We start from the raw sequence: 17672 nt of genomic DNA on the forward strand, positions 1-17672 counted from the left end.
AGGAGGGGCCATGCCCGAGGCAGTCATCGTCGCAACCGCGCGTTCGCCCATCGGACGAGCCTTCAAGGGGTCGCTCAAGGACATCAGGCCCGACGACCTGACCGTGCAGATGATCCAGGCGGCCCTGGCCAAGGTGCCCCAGCTCGATCCGCACACGATCGACGACATCATGCTGGGGTGCGGCCTGCCCGGCGGCGAGCAGGGCTTCAACATGGCCCGGGTGGTGGCGGTGCTGCTCGGGCTCGACGACGTGCCCGGCACCACCGTGACCCGCTACTGCTCCTCCTCGCTCCAGACCACCCGGATGGCCTTCCACGCCATCAAGGCGGGCGAGGGCGACGTGTTCGTGTCCGCGGGCGTGGAGACCGTCTCGCGCTTCACCAAGGGCAACTCCGACTCGCTGCCCGACACGCACAACCCGCTCTTCCTGGACGCCCTCGCGCGCACCAAGTCGTACACCGAGGGCGGCAAGACCTGGCACGACCCGCGCGAGGACGGCGACGTCCCCGACGTCTACATCGCGATGGGCCAGACCGCCGAGAACGTCGCCCAGCTGCGCGGCGTCAGCCGCCAGGAGCAGGACGAGTTCGGCGTGCGCTCCCAGAACCTCGCCGAGAAGGCGCTGGCCGACGGCTTCTGGGCCAAGGACATCACGCCCGTCACGCTGCCCGACGGCACCGTGGTGAGCGCCGACGACGGGCCGCGGCCGGGCACCACGTACGAGAAGGTCGCCGGCCTCCAGCCGGTCTTCCGCCCGGACGGCACGGTCACGGCCGGCAACTGCTGCCCGCTCAACGACGGCGCCGCCGCCGTGGTGATCATGAGTGACGTCAAGGCGGCCGAGCTGGGCATCACGCCGCTGGCCCGGATCATCTCCACCGGCGTCTCCGGCCTGTCGCCGGAGATCATGGGCCTCGGCCCGGTGGACGCTTCGCGGCAGGCGCTGGCGCGGGCCGGGATGGCCATCGAGGACGTCGACCTGGTCGAGATCAACGAGGCGTTCGCGGCCCAGGTCATCCCGTCCTACCAGGAGCTGGGCATCGAGCTCGACCGGCTCAACGTCAACGGCGGCGCCATCGCGGTGGGCCACCCGTTCGGCATGACCGGCGCCCGGATCACCTCCACGCTCATCAACGGCCTCCAGCACCACGACAAGACCATCGGCCTGGAGACGATGTGCGTGGGCGGCGGCCAGGGCATGGCCATGCTCCTGGAGCGCCTGAGCTGACCCGCGCGCTCCGGCGCCCGGCCCGCGGCCGGGCGCCGGACCGCTTCAGCCGGGCCGCTTCAGCCGGACCGGTCGGGGCCGGCGGAGACCGGCGTGATGCGCAGCAGGACGCGCCGCTCGCGGACCATCGCGGCGCGGTAGTCGTCCCAGTCGGGGTGCTCGCCCGAGATGTCGCGGTAGTACGTGATCAGCGGCTCCATGGCCTCGGGCAGCGAGAGGACCTCGGCGGTGCCGTCGACCTGGATCCATTGGCCGTAGAAGGCGCTGGTGAAGACGCACAGCGACACGTGGGGGTCGCGCCGCACGTTGCGGGTCTTGAACGCCGTCTCGCGCGTGCTGACGACGATGTGCGGCCCCTGCACGCCGACCGTCACCGGGGACATCTGCGGGCGCCCATCGCGATGTCGGGTGAGCAGGACGGCGTTGTGGTTGTCGCGGAGGAAGGCCACTGCCTTGTCGAGGTCCATGACCTCATGGTGACGCATGACGACGCGCCCGCGCTTACGGCACGGGCGCGGGTCAGTGACGGGCTTAGATGAAGCCCATCCGGTTACGGCGGTGCCGCTCGTGCTCGTGAACGATGGCGGCGGCGTAGCCGTGGGTCAGCCCGTGCTCGTCGGCGAGCCAGTTGGCCCGCTCGGCGCACCTGAGGAATGACGGGCCGTTGTCGATGGCTTGGAACCACTCGGGGAGTTCGCGTCCCGTTATCATGGGGACCCTTGCGATCAGCTTCGTCTGCGTCTCCGGTGAGTGGTTCAACGACATGGGCACCTCCGCGGATTAAGGTCCTTTGCTTGACACTGCAACACCATCCACCGAAAGGCAAGCCCCTGGCTGCCTGGAATCCGTGACGGCACGTAGATTTTCGGTCGCACAAAGAGAGGGCCCCGCGTGAACGCGGAGCCCTCGGAGGTGACGACGATGTCTACGCTCAGTCACCGTCGCTGAAATAGCTGACGAAGCGCAGAACCTCCAGGTAGATCCAGACGAGGCTCAGCGTCAGGCCGAACGCGCACTGCCAGGCGAACTTCTCCGGCGCGCCCTGGCGGACGCCCTGCTCGACCGAGTCGAAGTCGAGCAGCAGGAAGAAGCAGCCGATCAGGATCATGACGATGCTGAACACCCAGCCGATGGGGCTGTCGGTGCGCAGCCCGAGGCCGTCGCCGCCGTTGAAGATGCCGACCAGCAGGTTGACCAGCACGAGGCCCAGGGCCGCCATGGCCGCCGCGACCGTGAACTTCACCAGCTTGGGCGTCACCCGCACGATCCGCAGCGCGTAGACGGTCAGCACGGCGCCGAAGGCGAAGGCCGTGCCGAGCACCGCCTGCAGCACGATGCCGCTGATGGCGCCCTCGAAGAGCTGGCTGATCTTGCCCAGGAAGATGCCCTCGAAGAAGGCGTAACCCAGGATGAGCGCCGGGTTGGTGCTCTGCGTGAACGAGGCGATCAGGCCCAGGACCAGCGCCACGACCGCGCCGACGATCGCGAACATGGGCGGCACGTCGAGCACCCAGGCCGCCGCGGCGGCGAGGACCAGCGTGCCGAGGGTCAGGAAGCCGCGCACCACCACGTCGTCGAGGGTCATGGTGCGGAACGCGGGCCGGCTCGGGGGTGCGTACGACGGGGAGTCGTACATGTTCTGCAGCATGTCAGGAGACGGGGCCGGGCCTGACCATGCTCCCGCCTGCCGGCGGGTCTTGCTGAAAACGGGGTTCTTGCTCTCCATCGCTGCCTCCTGTGTCGCCGAGCCTACGGGGCCTGGCGGCACCTTGGTCAACTCGCGCTCAGATCGGGTTCGTGGGGGACTTCGGCAGCGAGGACAACGAACGTGGCCGTCGCGGAGTTCCCAAGGTCATCCACCGTGTCGAAAAACGTATTTCCAATGGTAGAAGCAGGTGCCCCCGGCGGGATTCGAACCCGCACGTCAACCCTTTTAAGGGGTTTGCCTCTGCCATTGGGCTACGGGGGCGCCGCAATCATACGAAACGGACCATGCTTCCGAGGAGCACAACTTCGCATCAAGAGTCACAACTGTGAAGTTCGATGTGAAGTGATAGGGCTCCCGACACTCTGCCCAAGAAGAGTAGACCGTCCAGATGGTCCGGTTGGTGGTGAATGCAGCGGGCTGCGAAGGTATCGGCTTCGATGTGACGGCCTCCCCGGTGTCTGGCAATTGCACATGTACGCGCCCATGATCCCAAGGGGAGGCCCCGCCGAGGCGCGGATCGGCCAGAACGCACTCTCCGGCGTACGGACGGCGCGGGGGTGCCGTCCGGTGCCTAAGGCGACCGAACGGCCGCTGAGGCCGATCTGAGGGGCCGCGAGCCCCGTCGTGGCCGGCAGGCAGGCCGTTGCACGGGAGCCGGGATCGGGGCCGGGGCCGGGGTAGACGTCGGGGGCCGGGCCCGTCACGGCAGGTCCGGTTCCACGGGGCGGAAGGTTATCTCGGCGTCGAGGCCGGCCCCGACGGCCGCGAGCCTGCGCATGAGGGCCGCCACGTCTACCTCCTTCGGCAGCTCGACGTCGGCGATGAGCACGTAGAGCCGCCCGGTGAGCCGCGTGCTCATGCCGGTGATGTTGCCGCCGTCGGCGGCGAGCACGGCGCTGACGGCCGAGACGATCCCGGTCCGGTCGGGGCCGTGGACGGTGAGGACGTAGCCGAGGCCGTCGCCCTCCTCGCAGAAGTGCCTGCGGGCCTCGATGGCGGAGGCGGTCACCACGAGGTCGGAGGTCCGCAGCCGCTTGAGCACCTCGTCGCAGTCGAGGTCGCCGGAGACCAGGAGCATCATGGCCACGTGCCCGCCGAGCAGCGTCATGGTCGAGTCCTGGATGTTCGCCCCGCAGTCGGCGAGCGAACCGGTGACGGCGGCGATCACGCCGGGCCTGTCCACGCCGAGCACGGTCACCGCTGAAAGCCCCACCGGTGCTACCCCTTCCGCTTGCGCCAGGGGTGCCGAAAGCGCCCCGGCCGTCGCGGCCGGGGCGCTTGCCGCCGCCCCGGCCGCGACGGCCGGGGCGCTTGCCGTACCCGGGCTAGCGGCGCATCGTCGCGACGGCCGCCCTGAAGCCCTCGCGCGGGTGCTCCATCTCACCGAGGGAGATCGTCTCGCGCTTGAAGAACAGGGCCAGGGTCCAGTCGACGACGACGCGGACCTTGCGGTTCAGCGTAGGCACCCGCGACAGATGGTAGGTGCGGTGCATGAACCATGCAGGGAATCCGCGAAGCTTGACGCCATAGACATTGGCGACACCCTGGTGCAGGCCGAGACCGGCGACCGATCCGACATACTTGTGGCGGTATTCCTGCAATTCCTGGCCGCGCAGGTGACGGACGATGTTGTCGGCCAGCACCTTGGCCTGGCGCACCGCGTGCTGGGCGTTGGGCGCGCAGTACTGCCCGGGGTTGGTGACGTCGGGCACGCCCGCCGCGTCGCCGGCCGCGAAGGCGCCCGGGCTCGCGTGCACGGTCAGCAGCGCCGTGGTCTTGATCCGGCCGCGCTCGTCGAGCGGCAGGTCGCTGTCGTTGACGACCGGGCTGGGCTTGACGCCCGCCGTCCACACCAGGGTCTCGGCGTCGAACTCCTCGCCGTCGGAGAGCACCACGTGCCCGCCCTCGCAGGACTCCAGCCGGGTCTCCAGCCTGACGTCGATGCCGCGCTCGCGGAGCTGCTCCAGCGTCCACTTGCCCATCTCGGGGCCCACCTCGGGCAGCACCCTGCTGGTCGCCTCGACGAGCACCCAGCGGATGTCGGAGGGCTTGATGTTGCGGTAGTAGCGCACGGAGTCCTTGGCCATGTCCTCCAGCTCGGCCAGCGCCTCCACGCCCGCGAAGCCCGCGCCGACCACCACGAACGTCAGCGCCCTGCGCCGCACCTCGGGGTCCTCGGTCGACTCGGCCACGTCCAGCAGGTGCAGCACGCGGTTGCGCAGCGCGATGGCCTCGCCGACGGTCTTGAAGCCGATGCCGATGTCGGTCAGGCCGGGGATGGGCAGCGTGCGGGAGATGGACCCGGCCGCCATGACGAGCACGTCGTAGGCGATCTGGCGCGGCTCGCCCTCGGCCGGCTGGAAGGTCACCACGCGGTCGCCGTGCTTGACGGTGGTGACGGTGCCGTTCAGGATGCGCACCTTCGGCAGGACCCGCCGCAGCGGCGCCACCAGGTGCCGGGGGGAGAGGTTGCCGGCCGCCGCCTCCGGGAGGAACGGCTGGTACGTCATGTAGGACTGGGGATCGATGATCGTGATGCGCGCCTCGCCGCCGCGCAGCTCGCGAGAGAGCTTGCGCTGCAGCCGGAGCGCCGTGTAGAGGCCGACGTATCCACCGCCGACGATGAGAATGTGCTTGTTCATCCTGAGGCCCCATCCCTCGTCATGCTTGTGAAAGCATTCACAAGGCTATGTCAGGAGGAGCAGCAGAAGCCAATCCGGGCATGATGGGATGCGTCACAGTGCCATTGACCTGGCCTTTTCGAAGATCGAGTCCAGCATCTGGGCGGTGACGCGGCCGGTGAAGGTGTTCTGCTGGCTCGGGTGGTAACAGCCGAGCAGGGTGACCGGCGCGTCGCCGTGCCGGACCTCCACCTCGGCCCCGTGCCCGAACGGCGGGCGGCTGCGCGGCAGCTCGTACCCCGCCTCCTTGAGCGCCGGCCACATGGCCTGCCAGGCGTAGCCGCCGAGCGCCACCACCACCCGCACGTACGGCGCGACCAGCTCCAGCTCCCGCGCCATCCACGGGTAGCAGGCGGCCTTCTCCTCGACCGTGGGCTTGTTCGCGGGCGGCGCGCAGCGGACGGGGGCCACCACCCGCGTGCCGATGAGCCGCTGGCCGTCGCCCGCGTACGTGCTGGTCTCCCGCTCCGCCAGCCCCGCTCGGTACAGCGAGGCGAACAGCCAGTCGCCGCTGCGGTCGCCGGTGAAGATCCGGCCGGTGCGGTTGCCGCCGTGCGCGGCCGGGGCCAGCCCGACCAGCAGGATGCGCGGCCGCTCCGCGCCCCAGCCGGGGACGGGACGGCCCCAGTACGTCTCGTCCGCGAACGCGCGCCGCTTCACCGTGGCCACCTCCTCCCGCCACTCCACGAGGCGCGGGCAGGCCCGGCAGACCGACTGCCTCGCGGTGAGCTCCGCGAGGTCGTCGCTGCCTGCGGCGAGGCGGCGCACGTCGGCGGGGTCGTGGGCGACGGGGGTGTCAGCGGTGGCGGGATCGCCCGGCCAGCCGGTGCCCGGCGGTACGAAGCTCATGACACCGATGGTGCCCGATCATTTCGTGCGGTCCGGACTCGTGGTGGCCGGACTCGTGGTGGCCGGACTCGGTGTGGGGCAGGCGGTCGGCGTTGGCGAGGGCTCCGGGTCGAAGCTCTGCTTCTTGAGCGGCAGCGGGTAGCGGTTGAGCACCGGCTCCCCGCACGAACGGTCGACGGTGTAGCCCCGGCTCTCCGGGTCGGTGATGACGGGGTTGCCGTCCTGGTCGTAGAGGTAGACGTCGGTGAGCGGGGTGCCGTCCTTGGCGTAGGGCCGGATGTTCGCCACGCCGATGGAGCTCGACGAGCCACCCACCATGAGCATGTTGACGCGCGCGGCGGCGTGGGCGACGGGCGCGGGATCGGCGCCGAGCGGCTTGACCGCGGTCAGGCCGGCGAGCAGGGCGAGCGCGGCGAGCGCGTTGAGCCCCACGGCGAACAGGGCGGCCGGGCGGCCACCGCGCCGCCGGCCGAACCACACCGACGCCACCACCAGGGCCGCCACCACGGCCCAGTCGGCCGGGTTCTCGGGGACGGCGCGGCCGTGGCCGTAGAGCGAGACCAGCAGCATGGCCAGCAGGTAGCCGCGCAGCACCCACCAGCCGGGCCGCAGCTCGGGCAGGAAGGCCGCGAAACCCCGGTAGGGCCCGTGGCGCAGCAGGGCCGCGTGCGCCCGGGTCGCCCACGCGCGCGGGCGGAACCCGCGGGCGCGGCGGCCCTGCGCGCGGCCTCCGTAGGCGGCCATGAGCTCCTCGGCATAGACGGCCGGCGGGCCCAGCCGGTCCTCCAGCGGCAGGCCGGGCGACTCGGCCGCGATCTCGGCCAGATGGTCGTCCAGGTCCTCCAGCAGTTCCTCGCGGTCGGGGTGGTCGCCCACGGCCTCGCGTACGGCCCGGGCGTACTGGGCGGGGGTCATCCTCGTCCCTCCTTCAGCAGGGATGCCATGGTGGCCACGAACGAGTCCCAGGTCCTGGCCTGGGCGGCGTACATGCTTCTGCCGGTCTCGTTGAGCCCGTAGTACTTGCGGTGCGGCCCCTCGTCGGAGGCCATCACGTAGGAGGTCAGGGCGCCCGCCTTGAACAGGCGGCGCAGGGTGCCGTACACGGAGGCGTCGCCGACCTCCACGAGGCCCGCCTCCCTGAGCCTGCGCACGACGTCGTAGCCGTAGCCGTCGCGCTCGGCGAGCACGGCCAGGACGGCCAGGTCGAGCACGCCCTTGAGGAGCTGGCTGCTGTCCACGCCATGCACACTACTGTGCAATGCGCGGTAGTGGCAAACGAGAAACCGGGTGGCGCACAAGGCGGCCACCCGGTTCTTCGAACCAGATCGAACCCGTCGCTCAGGCGGCGGAGGACGGAGCCGGAGCGTCCGTCGCGGGCGCCTGCGTGGCGGGCGCCTGCGTCGTCACGACCTTGCAGGCCGCGTACGACTGGAAGCTCGACTCGGTGTTGTTCGGGCCGCTCACCGTCAGGCTGACCCTGCCGCCCTTGGTGGCCTCACCGACCAGCGCGCTCTCGGGCAGCGTCACGGTCTTCGAGTCGGAGCCGCGGAAGAACGACTCGCCCGAGGACACGGAGACACCGTTCACCCGCCAGGTCCAGGAGACCTTGGCCGAGCCGGTGGTGCTCACGGTGGCGTGCGCGCCCACCTTGCAACCGTCGTGGTTGGTGGCGGTCACCAGACCGGACACCGCGACCTTGGTCACGGGAGCGGGGGCCGGGTCCTTGCACCACACCGAGTACGAGGCCCGGTTGGAGTAGGCGCGGTCCGGGCCGAGGATCTGCAGCTGAGCCCAGCCACGGTGGCTCTCGCGCGGCGAGAAGCCGAAGCCGACCTTGGTGGCGTGGCGGACCTTCACCTTGCCGTAGTCGACGGCGTCACCGTTGAGCACCCAGCGGTACTTGACCCAGGTCGGCCGGTCGGCCTTGATCAGGCCGGTGAAGCCGATCTTGTTGCCGGGGCTGCAGACGCCGACGTAGGAGTCGGGGTTCGCCCAGGCGCTCGCCGACACCGAAGCGTGGCCGGGGAGGTGGATGTCGACCTTCGGCTCCCTCTCCTGCTCCGCCTCGGCGCAGGACACGGAGAAGTAGCCCTTCTTGGTGACGAACTTCTTCGGGGAGAGGACCTGGACGGCCTCCCAGCCCTTCACGTCCTCCTTGAAGGTGATCGACTGCCGGACGGTCACCGACTTGGTGCCCTTGCCCTTGAGCTTGATCACATTGACCTTGCCCTTGGACCCGTCACCGTGCAGCCAGCGGTAGGCCAGCTCGGTCTTGCCCTTGAGCGAAACCTTGATCTTCGCCGAGAAGTTGACCTTGACGGGACAGTCGCCCTCGAACTTGCCCGGCTTGGCCTTGGGCGTGGTCGCCGAGACCTTGACACCGGTCTTGCCGGCCGTGGCCGCCTGCGCGGGCCCGGCGACGAGCCCGGCGGTCAGGGTGGCGAGCACCGCGGCCGAGGCGCCGAACGCAGCCGCCCTGCGAGCGGTTAACCCAGAGAACTTCATGGTGAGAGTGCTCCATTCCGTATGAGGGAAAAGGACGCAGCTCGGGAACGGTCGCCACGCCGACACTTTCCGTGCACGGCAATATGGCAAAGCCCCCGTAATGCTCCTTCACCTAAGCACGAATATGATGGCACACTCAACACGGACGAAGATCCGTAATGTCCGTATTTGGCGACATTTATCGGGCGAGCGACCAGGCAATACCGTCCAGGATGTCGTGTTCACTGACAATGACCTGCGAAAACGCAAAACGGCGGACGATGCGGTCCAAAATGAGCGCGCCCGCCCCGATGACGTCGACCCGGCCCGGATGCATCACCGGAAGCGCGGCCCGCTCACCATGCGTCATCTCCAGCAGCCGCCGCGTCACCTCGTGCACCTGCTCGGCCGACAGGCGCGCGTGATGGATGCGCTCCGGCTCGTACGCGGGCAGGGCGAGCGCGATGCCCGCGACCGTCGTCACGGAGCCGGCCAGGCCCACGAGCGTGTGGGCACGGCGTACCGGCACCTCCGCCTCCACCCGGTCCAGCGCCGCCTCGATGTCGGCCACCACGGCCTCCAGCGCCCGCGCGGACGGCGGGTCGCCGGCGTCCTTCAGGTGCCGCTCGGTCAGCCGCACGCAGCCGATGTCCACCGACAGCGCCGCCTCGGCGTGCTGCTCGCCCACCACGAACTCGGTGGACCCGCCGCCGATGTCCACCACCAGGTAAGGGGGCAGCGGGCCCTCGGGCACCTCGGTCTCGGGCGACAGCCGCACCAGGCCCCTCGTCGCCCCGGTGAACGACAGCTCGGCCTCCTCGGCCCCCGACACGACCTCGGGCTCGACGCCGAAGATCTCGCGCACCCCGGCCACGAAGTCCTCGCGGTTGCCGGCGTCCCTGGTCGCGCTCGTCGCCACGACGCGGGTCGCGCCCGCGTCGTGCCGCTCGATCAGCTCCTGGTAGCCGCGCATGGCCTTGAACGTGCGCTCCAGGGCGTCGGGCGCCAGCCGGCCGGTCCGGTCGACGCCCTGCCCGAGGCGGACGATCTCCATCCGCCGCTCGACGTCGTCGATCTGGTCGTCGCCGACGTCCGCGATGAGCAGACGTACGGAGTTGGTGCCGCAGTCGACGGCGGCTACACGCATGGTCCGTCACTCCACCACTCGGGGAGTGCGTCCAGCGCCTCCCTGCCGATCGGGTTGACACCGGGCGCCGCCAACTCGTGCGCGACGAGCGCGTGCAGGCACTTGACCCGCTTCGGCATGCCTCCGGTGCTCTGCATGTCGCGCGGGAGCGGCTCCAGGCCCTCCTCCTCGGCCGCCGCGTCCCGCCTGGCCACGTACGCGTCGTGCGCGGCCTGGTAGGCGGCGGCCAGCTCCGGGTCCGTGGCGAGCCGCGCCTGCATCTCGCGCATCAGGCCGGAGCCCTCCAGCGTGCCGATGGCCGAGGCCGCCTTCGGGCAGGTCAGGTAGTAGAGGGTCGGGAACGGCGAGCCGTCGGGCAGCCGCGGCGCGGTCTCCACCACGTCGGGATTGCCGCACGGGCAGCGGTGCGCCACCCCGCGCAGCCCTCGGGGCGGCCGGCCGAGCTGCTGCCTGACGACCTCGACGTCTTTACTGTCCAACGCTTTCCTTCTTCGTCGGCCCAGGAGTGGGCTCAGCGGTCACCTTCGTGCTGGGCTTGATGCTCGGCTGCGGAGCCCGGCTGTCCGTGACGGCCCGGCGGCCGGTGCCCGCGTCGGCGGCCTCCACGGACTCCCACAGCGTCTGGTACCACGGCGGCGCCGTCGCCGGCTGCTTGACCGTCGTCCGCCGCTCGTCCTCGCCGGGCTCCATCACGACGAAGCACTTCTCACCCGGCCCGCAGTAGTGCAGCCGCTCCTTGGCCGTCTTCTTGATCCAGTTGGGGTCGTTGGCCTGCTGGTCCCTGGCCAGCAGCGCCTGCTTCTCCGCCTCGACCCTGGCCTTCTCCGCGCGCAGCTCGGAGATGCTGCGGCGCAGGCTGATGTACTCGCGCACAGGGTAGGCGAGGCTCATCGCGATCGCGCACACCACGACGGCCAGGATGGCGGCCCGCCCGGTGAGCTGCGGCCTCTTCGCCACTGCTGCCACACCCCCCTTTCGGAACGACTCGCGGGAGTACCCGCGAGCCGTCACTCGAAACTAGCGCCGGAAACGCGGGAACGCCGAACGACCCGCGTAGCGGGCGGCGTCGTCGAGGAGCTCCTCGATGCGCAGCAGCTGGTTGTACTTGGCGACCCGGTCGGAACGGGCGGGCGCGCCGGTCTTGATCTGACCGCAGTTGACCGCCACCGCGAGGTCGGCGATCGTCGTGTCCTCGGTCTCGCCGGAGCGGTGGCTCATCATGCACCGGTAGCCGCTGCGGTGGGCGAGGTCCACGGCGTCGAGCGTCTCCGACAGCGTGCCGATCTGGTTGACCTTGACCAGCAGGGCGTTGGCCGCGCCCGCGACGATGCCGCGCTCCAGCCGCTCGGGGTTGGTGACGAACAGGTCGTCGCCGACCAGCTGCACCTTGTCGCCGAGGGAGGCGGTGATGGCCTTCCAGCCCTCCCAGTCCTCCTCGTCGAGCGGGTCCTCGATGGACACCAGCGGGTAGTTGGCGACCAGGTCCTCGTAGAAGGCGATGAGCTCCTGCGCCGACAGGCCCTTGCCGTCGATCGTGTAGACGCCGTCCTTGTGGAACTCGGTGGCGGCCACGTCGAGGGCGAGCGCGACGTCCTCGCCCGGCGTGTAGCCGGCCCGCTCGATGGCGACGAGGATCAGGTCGAGCGCGTCGCGGTTGGAGGGCAGGTTGGGGGCGAAGCCGCCCTCGTCACCCAGGCCGGTGGCGTAGCCCTTCTCCTTGAGCACGCTCTTCAGCGCCTGGTAGACCTCGGTGCCCATGCGCACGGCCTCGCGGAAGGTCTCCGCGCCGATCGGCGCGATCATGAACTCCTGGATGTCCACGTTGGTGTCGGCGTGCGCGCCGCCGTTGAGGATGTTCATCATCGGCACCGGCAGCACGTGCGCGTTGGGGCCGCCCAGGTAGCGGAAGAGCGGCAGCTCGGCGCTGTCGGCGGCGGCCTTGGCCACGGCCAGCGACACGCCGAGGATGGCGTTGGCGCCCAGCTTGGACTTGTTGGGCGTGCCGTCCAGATCGATCATGATCTGGTCGATGATGCGCTGGTCCTCGGCCTCGATGCCGCCGATCTCCTCGAAGATCTCGTCGGTGACGGCGAGAACGGCCTTCTCCACGCCCTTGCCGCCGTAACGCTTGCCGCCGTCACGCAGCTCGACCGCCTCGAACTGGCCGGTGGACGCCCCGCTCGGCACGGCCGCGCGGCCGGTGCTGCCGTCGTCGAGCACCACCTCGACCTCGACCGTGGGGTTGCCCCGGGAGTCGAGGATCTCGCGAGCGTATACGACCTCGATGGTAGCCACGGGATGCGCTCCTAAATCGGAAGACGATATGCCTTCAGAGCCTATCGGTCCGGCCCGCCGAGACAGGTCGCCGGTCAGGCGCGCGGCGGATCAGCCGGTCAGGCGCGCGGCGGGTCAGCGGCGCTCCCACGCGTGGACGCGGTCGCGGTAGGCGCGGGCCGCGGCGCGCAGCTCCGCCTCGGCGTCGATGCCGGCCTCCCCGGCCCGGCGGACCAGGTCGAACAGCTCGCGCGCCACGCCCTGGCCGATCCCCGCCGCCAGCGACTCGGGCGCGCCGGACCGCTCGGCCCTGCGGATGAGCTGGGCGGCCAGCGACAGCGCGGGCTGACCCATCGGGACGCCGTCGAGCGCGGACTCGCGTCCCTTCGCCGCCCGCTCGGCCGCCTTGATGGCCTCCCAGTTGTCGTTGACCTGGTCGGCACTCTCGGCCCGCACCGAGCCGAAGACGTGCGGGTGGCGGCGTACGAGCTTGTCGACGATGCCGGCCGCCACGTCGTCGATGTCGAAGTCCTCGGCGACCCTGGCGTGGAAGACGACCTGCAACAGCAGGTCGCCCAGCTCCTCGCGGAGCGCCCGGTGGTCGCCCTGCTCGATGGTCTCCAGGACTTCGTACGCCTCTTCGAGCAGGTAGGGCACCAGCGACTCGTGCGTCTGCCCGCGGTCCCACGGGCACTCGGTGCGCAGCCGGTCCATCACCGCGACGAGGTCGAGCACCCGCGCGCCCGGCAGGTCGTACGAGCCGGGCACGACCTCGATGAGCGGCGGGTCGGCCATCGCCACGGCGGCGTGCCCGACCGCCCGCATGAACTCCTCGTCGCCGCTCTCCGAGCCCGACCCGGCCAGCCACACCACGGTCTCGGCGACCGCCCGCGCGGCCAGCGCCCGCGGGTCGGGCTCGACGACCTCGACCTCGACGCCGGCCTCGGCGAGGTAGGGGAGCTGCGGGTGCGCCGCGTTCCCCGTCAGGACGGGACCGGAACGCAGCGCCTCCCACGCCTGGTGGCTCAGCAGCCCGGGGGCGACCCTGGGCGAGGTGGTGACGACGACGAGCGGCACGGGCTAACCCTGCGGGGTCTGCGCGGCGGTGTCCGCCTGCTTGCCGAAGCGGCCCGCGTCCACGAACGGCCCGGGGTTGGCCTGCGAGCGCTGCGGGTTGAGCGTGCCGTAGCGCGGGTTGACCACCGTCTTGACCGCGTTGAACTCCTGGGCCAGCCGCTGCTGCCCGCTCTCGCCGCCGAACTGCTGCTGCAGCTTGGCCAGCCCGACCATCGCCCGCCCGTAGTCGCGCGCGTCGGACGGGACCACGCCCTGCGACAGCAGGTTGATCTCGGCCGACTGGAACTGGCCGGGATCCTTGATCGCCGAGTCGACCTCGGTCTCGCTGACCTGCACGTTGTAGCGGGTCAGCAGCTGCTCGGTGACGGCCACGTTGACCAGGCGCTGGAGCACGACATGGCTGACCGGGACCCCGCCGAGGTCCGCCTCGCTGAGGTTGTTGCGCTGAAGCGCCGCCTTGTACGCCTGCGCGTCCTCGTTGACCTCGCTCACCGTGATGCGGTCGTCGCCGACCACGGCCGCGGCCCCGACAGGGGAGGGGGAAGAGCAGGCGGTCAGGGCCAGGCCCGCCGCGGCGGCGGCCATCGCCACTCGTATCGACTTCACATGCGTCCCTTTCCGACCGAAAAACCGCCGCTAGCTTACCCGTGCGGGCTCGAGGAACAGCGCCTCGACCAGGTCCCCGCACCATTTGAGCAGGTCGAGGTCGCGCAGAGGCTGCCCGCCGAGCGGCTTGGTCTTGGGGATCGGCACCAGCAGCGTCTCCGCGGCCTGCTTGTAGACCGCCTTCTTGTAGAGCCGGTCGAGCCGGACCTGCTGCGACTCGCGCAGCCGCGCCGGGCCGAACTTGATGTTCTGGCCCTGCAGCGTGACGTCGGTGAGCCCCGCCCTGCGCGCCTTGATCCGGAACGCGGCCACCTCCAGGAGGTTGTCCACCTCCACCGGCGGCTTGCCGTAGCGGTCGGTCAGCTCCTCGCGCACCTCGGCGATGTGGCTCTCCTCGGCGATGCCGGCGATCCGTTTGTACGCCTCCAGCCGCAGCCGCTCCGAGGTGACGTAGTCGTGCGGGATGTGGGCGTTGATCGGCAGCTCGACCTTGACGTCCGGCGTCTCCTCGCGCGCCTCGCCGCCGTCGAGCTTGGCCTTCTGCTCCTGCACGGCCTCGGCCATCAGGCGGACGTAGAGGTCGAAGCCGACGCCGGCGATGAAACCGGACTGCTCGGCGCCGAGCACGTTGCCCGCGCCGCGGATCTCCAGGTCCTTCATCGCGACGTACATGCCGGCGCCCATCTCCGTGTGCTGCGAGATGGTGGCCAGGCGCTCGTGCGCGGTCTCGGTGAGCGGCTTCTCCGGCGGATAGAGGAAGTAGGCGTAGCCGCGCTCGCGGCCCCGCCCGACCCGGCCGCGGAGCTGGTGGAGCTGGGACAGGCCGTAGTTGTCGGCCCGGTCGACGATGAGGGTGTTGGCGTTGGGCACGTCGAGCCCGGACTCGACGATCGTGGTGGAGACGAGCACGTCGTACTCGCGTTCCCAGAAGCCCACCATGATCTTTTCGAGCTGGTTCTCGTTCATCTGGCCGTGGGCGACCGCGATGCGCGCCTCGGGCACCAGCTCGCGCAGCCGGGTCGCCACCCGGTTGATCGAGGCGACCCGGTTGTGGACGAAGAACACCTGGCCGTCGCGCATCAGCTCGCGCCGCACGGCCGCGGCGATCTGCTTCTCCTCGTACGGCCCCACGAACGTGAGGATCGGATGCCGCTCCTCCGGCGGCGTGAGGATGGTCGACATCTCGCGGATGCCGGTGAGGCCCATCTCCAACGTGCGCGGGATCGGCGTGGCCGACATGGCGAGCACGTCCACCTGCGTGCGCAGGTGCTTCATGGCCTCCTTGTGCTCGACGCCGAAGCGCTGCTCCTCGTCGATGATGATCAGGCCCAGGTCCTTGAAGCGCACCTCGGGGCTGAGCAGCCGGTGGGTGCCGATCACGACGTCGACCGCGCCCGTGCGCAGGCCGTCGAGGGTGGCCTTGACCTCGCCGTCGGTCTGGAAGCGGGAGATCGGCTTGACCGTGACGGGGAAGCTGGAGAACCGCTCGGCGAAGGTGGACATGTGCTGCTGCACCAGCAGCGTGGTCGGCACCAGCACCGCGACCTGCTTGCCGTCCTGGACCGCCTTGAACGCCGCCCGCACCGCGATCTCGGTCTTGCCGTAGCCGACGTCGCCGCAGATCAGCCGGTCCATCGGGACGCCGCGCTCCATGTCGCGCTTGACCTCGTCGATGGCGGCGAGCTGGTCGCCGGTCTCGGCGTAGGGGAAAGCGTCCTCCATCTCGCGCTGCCAGGGCGTGTCGGTGCCGAAGGCGTGGCCGGGCGAGGCCATGCGGGCGGAGTAGAGCCTGATCAGCTCGCCGGCGATCTCCTTGACCGCCTTCTTCGCCCGCGACTTGGCCTTGGCCCAGTCGGCGCCGCCCATGCGGTTGAGCGTGGGCGCCTCGCCGCCGACGTAGCGGGTGACCTCGTCGAGCTGGTCGGTGGGGACGTAGAGGCGGTCGCCCTTGGCGTACTCGATGACGAGGTATTCGCGGGTCGCGCCCTGCACCGTGCGCTGCACCATCTCGACGTAGCGGCCGACGCCGTGCTGCTCGTGCACGACGTGGTCGCCCAGCTTGAGCTGCAGCGGGTCGACCATGTTGCGGCGGCGCGAGGGCAGCCTGCGCATGTCCTTGGTGGACGCCTTCTGGCCCACCAGGTCGAGATGGGTGAGCACGGCCAGCGACGGCGTGACGAAGCCGTGCTCGATCAGGCCGGTGCTGACGTGCACGACCTTGGGCTCGGGCGCCTTGTCGAGGTAGGGGCGCAGCCGGGCGGGCACGTCCACGCCCTTGAGCAGCTCGACCATGCGCTCGGCCGGGCCGTGGCCCTCGCTGAGCAGCACGACCGCCTTCTCCTCCGCCAGCCAGCCCTTGATGTCGGCCAGCGCCTTCGCGGTGTCGCCGCGGTAGGCCTCGCTGTCGTGGGCGTCGAGCTCGACGCCGTTGCCGAACGGCGCCATCGTCCACCACGGCTGCCCGAGCACGTCGGCGTGCTGACGGATCTCCTCCAGCGTGCGGAACGCGGCCGCGTCGAGGTCGATGGGCGCCTCACCGCCGGCCGCCGCGTTGATCCAGGACGCCTCCAGGAACTCCTGCGAGGTGCGTACGAGCTCCTCGGCCCGCCCCCTGATCCGCTCGGGGTCGCAGACGAACACCGCGGAACGCACCGGCAGGTGGTCGAGCAGCAGGTCCATCTCCCCCGCCAGGGCCGGCGCGAACGCCTCCATGCCCTCCACCGGGGTGCCCTCGGCGAGCTGGTCGAGCACCTCGGCCAGCGCGGGGTGCTCCTCGGCCAGCTCGCGGGCGCGGCGGCGTACGTCGTCGGTCAGCAGCAGCTCACGGCAGGGCGGCGCGAACAGGCCGTCCTCGGCCGCCTCCAGCGAGCGCTGGTCGGCCACCTTGAACCAGCGGATCTCCTCGACGGTGTCGCCCCAGAACTCCAGCCGCAGCGGGTGCTCCTCGGTGGGCGGGAAGACGTCGAGCAGGCCGCCGCGCACGGCCACCTCGCCGCGCCGCTCCACCATGTCGACCCGGTGGTAGCCGTTGCCGACGAGCTGGGCCACGACCTCGTCGAGGTCGGCGTCGTCGCCGGCGCGCAGCCGGATCGGCTCCAGGTCGCCGAGGCCCTTGACGATGGGCTGCAGCAGCGCGCGGACCGGGGTGACGATCACGCTGAGCGGCCCGGCGGCGGTGTCGCCCTTGACCGGGTGGGCGAGCCTGCGCAGCACGGCCAGCCGCTGCCCCACGGTGTCGCTGCGTGGCGACAGGCGCTCGTGCGGCAGGGTCTCCCAGGCGGGGAAGACCGCCACGGAGGCGGGCTCGACGAGGCTGGTCAGCGCCGCGGCGAGGTCCTCGGCCTCGCGGCCGGTCGCCGTGACCGCGAGCACGGTGCGCTGGTCGTGCGCGGCCAGCGCGGCCACCCCGAACGGCCTGAGCGCGGACGGCGCGATCAGCGCGACGTCGCCGCCCTCCTCAAGGGCGGCGGTCAGCCTCGGGTCGGCGCGAACAAGGTCAAGCAGTCCGGAAAGACTCATCAGATACGCCCACAGCCCCACGACGGCATCACGATCACCCCCGGCCATGCCAGGTCCCGGGGGTGTGCTTCCCAGACTACTCGCCGCCAGACCTCTCCA

17 protein-coding genes and 1 tRNA gene are annotated in these 17672 nt (G+C 70.7%); 1 reads left to right on the top strand and 17 read right to left on the bottom strand.

All coding sequences use genetic code 11. The features are described 5' to 3' along the window. Positions 1 to 10: 10 nt before the first annotated feature. Positions 11 to 1228, top strand: a complete 1218-nt coding sequence (locus ABD292_RS24080) for an acetyl-CoA C-acetyltransferase (protein ID WP_344210896.1) — start codon at positions 11 to 13, stop codon at positions 1226 to 1228. Between the two features lie 59 nt (positions 1229 to 1287). Here the strand turns inward: ABD292_RS24080 and ABD292_RS24085 are convergent, their stop codons facing one another. The 17 genes from ABD292_RS24085 to mfd all read right to left on the bottom strand — a co-directional run bounded on the left by ABD292_RS24085 (position 1288) and on the right by mfd (position 17573). Then, positions 1288 to 1695 (bottom strand): PPOX class F420-dependent oxidoreductase, encoded by a 408-nt coding sequence (locus ABD292_RS24085; protein WP_344210898.1) that lies wholly within the window; start codon positions 1693 to 1695, stop codon positions 1288 to 1290. 64 nt (positions 1696 to 1759) lie between these two features. Continuing rightward, the gene (locus tag ABD292_RS24090) at positions 1760 to 1993 is read right to left on the bottom strand and encodes a DUF4287 domain-containing protein (RefSeq protein ID WP_091086767.1); all 234 of its coding nucleotides are present in this window, start codon (positions 1991 to 1993) and stop codon (positions 1760 to 1762) included. A gap of 166 nt (positions 1994 to 2159) precedes the next feature. After that, a complete protein-coding gene (locus ABD292_RS24095; RefSeq protein WP_344210901.1) occupies positions 2160 to 2954 on the bottom strand; it encodes a Bax inhibitor-1/YccA family protein in 795 nt (264 codons plus the stop codon). 170 nt (positions 2955 to 3124) lie between these two features. Further along, positions 3125 to 3197 (bottom strand) — tRNA-Leu (locus tag ABD292_RS24100). 439 nt (positions 3198 to 3636) lie between these two features. After that, positions 3637 to 4149, bottom strand: a complete 513-nt coding sequence (locus ABD292_RS24105; protein WP_344210903.1) for a glycine cleavage system transcriptional repressor — start codon at positions 4147 to 4149, stop codon at positions 3637 to 3639. Positions 4150 to 4261: 112 nt separating this feature from the next. Next, entirely contained in the window at positions 4262 to 5578 is a 1317-nt protein-coding gene (locus ABD292_RS24110) for an NAD(P)/FAD-dependent oxidoreductase (RefSeq protein ID WP_344210905.1), read from the bottom strand. 93 nt (positions 5579 to 5671) lie between these two features. Continuing rightward, complete coding sequence (locus ABD292_RS24115) at positions 5672 to 6466, bottom strand: uracil-DNA glycosylase (protein WP_344210906.1); 795 nt, start codon at positions 6464 to 6466, stop codon at positions 5672 to 5674. A gap of 18 nt (positions 6467 to 6484) precedes the next feature. Continuing rightward, on the bottom strand, positions 6485 to 7381 hold the full coding sequence (locus ABD292_RS24120) for a hypothetical protein (protein WP_344210908.1): 897 nt from the start codon (positions 7379 to 7381) through the stop codon (positions 6485 to 6487). Next, positions 7378 to 7704, bottom strand: a complete 327-nt coding sequence (locus ABD292_RS24125) for a PadR family transcriptional regulator (protein ID WP_344210910.1) — start codon at positions 7702 to 7704, stop codon at positions 7378 to 7380. Before ABD292_RS24125 ends, ABD292_RS24120 begins: the two co-directional genes overlap by 4 nt. Positions 7705 to 7804: 100 nt before the next feature. Further along, positions 7805 to 8971, bottom strand: coding sequence for a hypothetical protein (locus ABD292_RS24130; protein WP_344210912.1), 1167 nt, complete (start codon positions 8969 to 8971; stop codon positions 7805 to 7807). Between the two features lie 178 nt (positions 8972 to 9149). Next, on the bottom strand, positions 9150 to 10097 hold the full coding sequence (locus ABD292_RS24135; protein ID WP_344210914.1) for a Ppx/GppA phosphatase family protein: 948 nt from the start codon (positions 10095 to 10097) through the stop codon (positions 9150 to 9152). Beyond that, positions 10088 to 10576 carry a DUF501 domain-containing protein gene (locus tag ABD292_RS24140; RefSeq protein WP_344210916.1) on the bottom strand — a complete coding sequence of 163 codons (489 nt, stop codon included), beginning with the start codon at positions 10574 to 10576 and terminating at the stop codon, positions 10088 to 10090. Before ABD292_RS24140 ends, ABD292_RS24135 begins: the two co-directional genes overlap by 10 nt. Further along, positions 10566 to 11054: an FtsB family cell division protein gene (locus ABD292_RS24145; RefSeq protein ID WP_344210918.1), complete on the bottom strand. Its 489-nt coding sequence runs from the start codon at positions 11052 to 11054 to the stop codon at positions 10566 to 10568. The genes ABD292_RS24140 and ABD292_RS24145 overlap by 11 nt, the downstream gene beginning before the upstream one ends. A gap of 60 nt (positions 11055 to 11114) precedes the next feature. Beyond that, positions 11115 to 12392 carry a phosphopyruvate hydratase gene (gene eno / locus ABD292_RS24150; protein ID WP_344210920.1) on the bottom strand — a complete coding sequence of 426 codons (1278 nt, stop codon included), beginning with the start codon at positions 12390 to 12392 and terminating at the stop codon, positions 11115 to 11117. A gap of 114 nt (positions 12393 to 12506) precedes the next feature. Then, the gene (locus ABD292_RS24155) at positions 12507 to 13448 is read right to left on the bottom strand and encodes a nucleoside triphosphate pyrophosphohydrolase (protein WP_344210922.1); all 942 of its coding nucleotides are present in this window, start codon (positions 13446 to 13448) and stop codon (positions 12507 to 12509) included. 3 nt (positions 13449 to 13451) lie between these two features. Further along, positions 13452 to 14054: a SurA N-terminal domain-containing protein gene (locus ABD292_RS24160; RefSeq protein ID WP_344210924.1), complete on the bottom strand. Its 603-nt coding sequence runs from the start codon at positions 14052 to 14054 to the stop codon at positions 13452 to 13454. A gap of 30 nt (positions 14055 to 14084) precedes the next feature. Next, entirely contained in the window at positions 14085 to 17573 is a 3489-nt protein-coding gene (mfd, locus tag ABD292_RS24165) for a transcription-repair coupling factor (protein ID WP_344210926.1), read from the bottom strand. Positions 17574 to 17672: the final 99 nt, after the last annotated feature.

Source organism: Nonomuraea bangladeshensis (assembly GCF_039529455.1).
In the GTDB taxonomy this organism is placed as follows: Bacteria; Actinomycetota; Actinomycetes; order Streptosporangiales; family Streptosporangiaceae; genus Nonomuraea; species Nonomuraea bangladeshensis.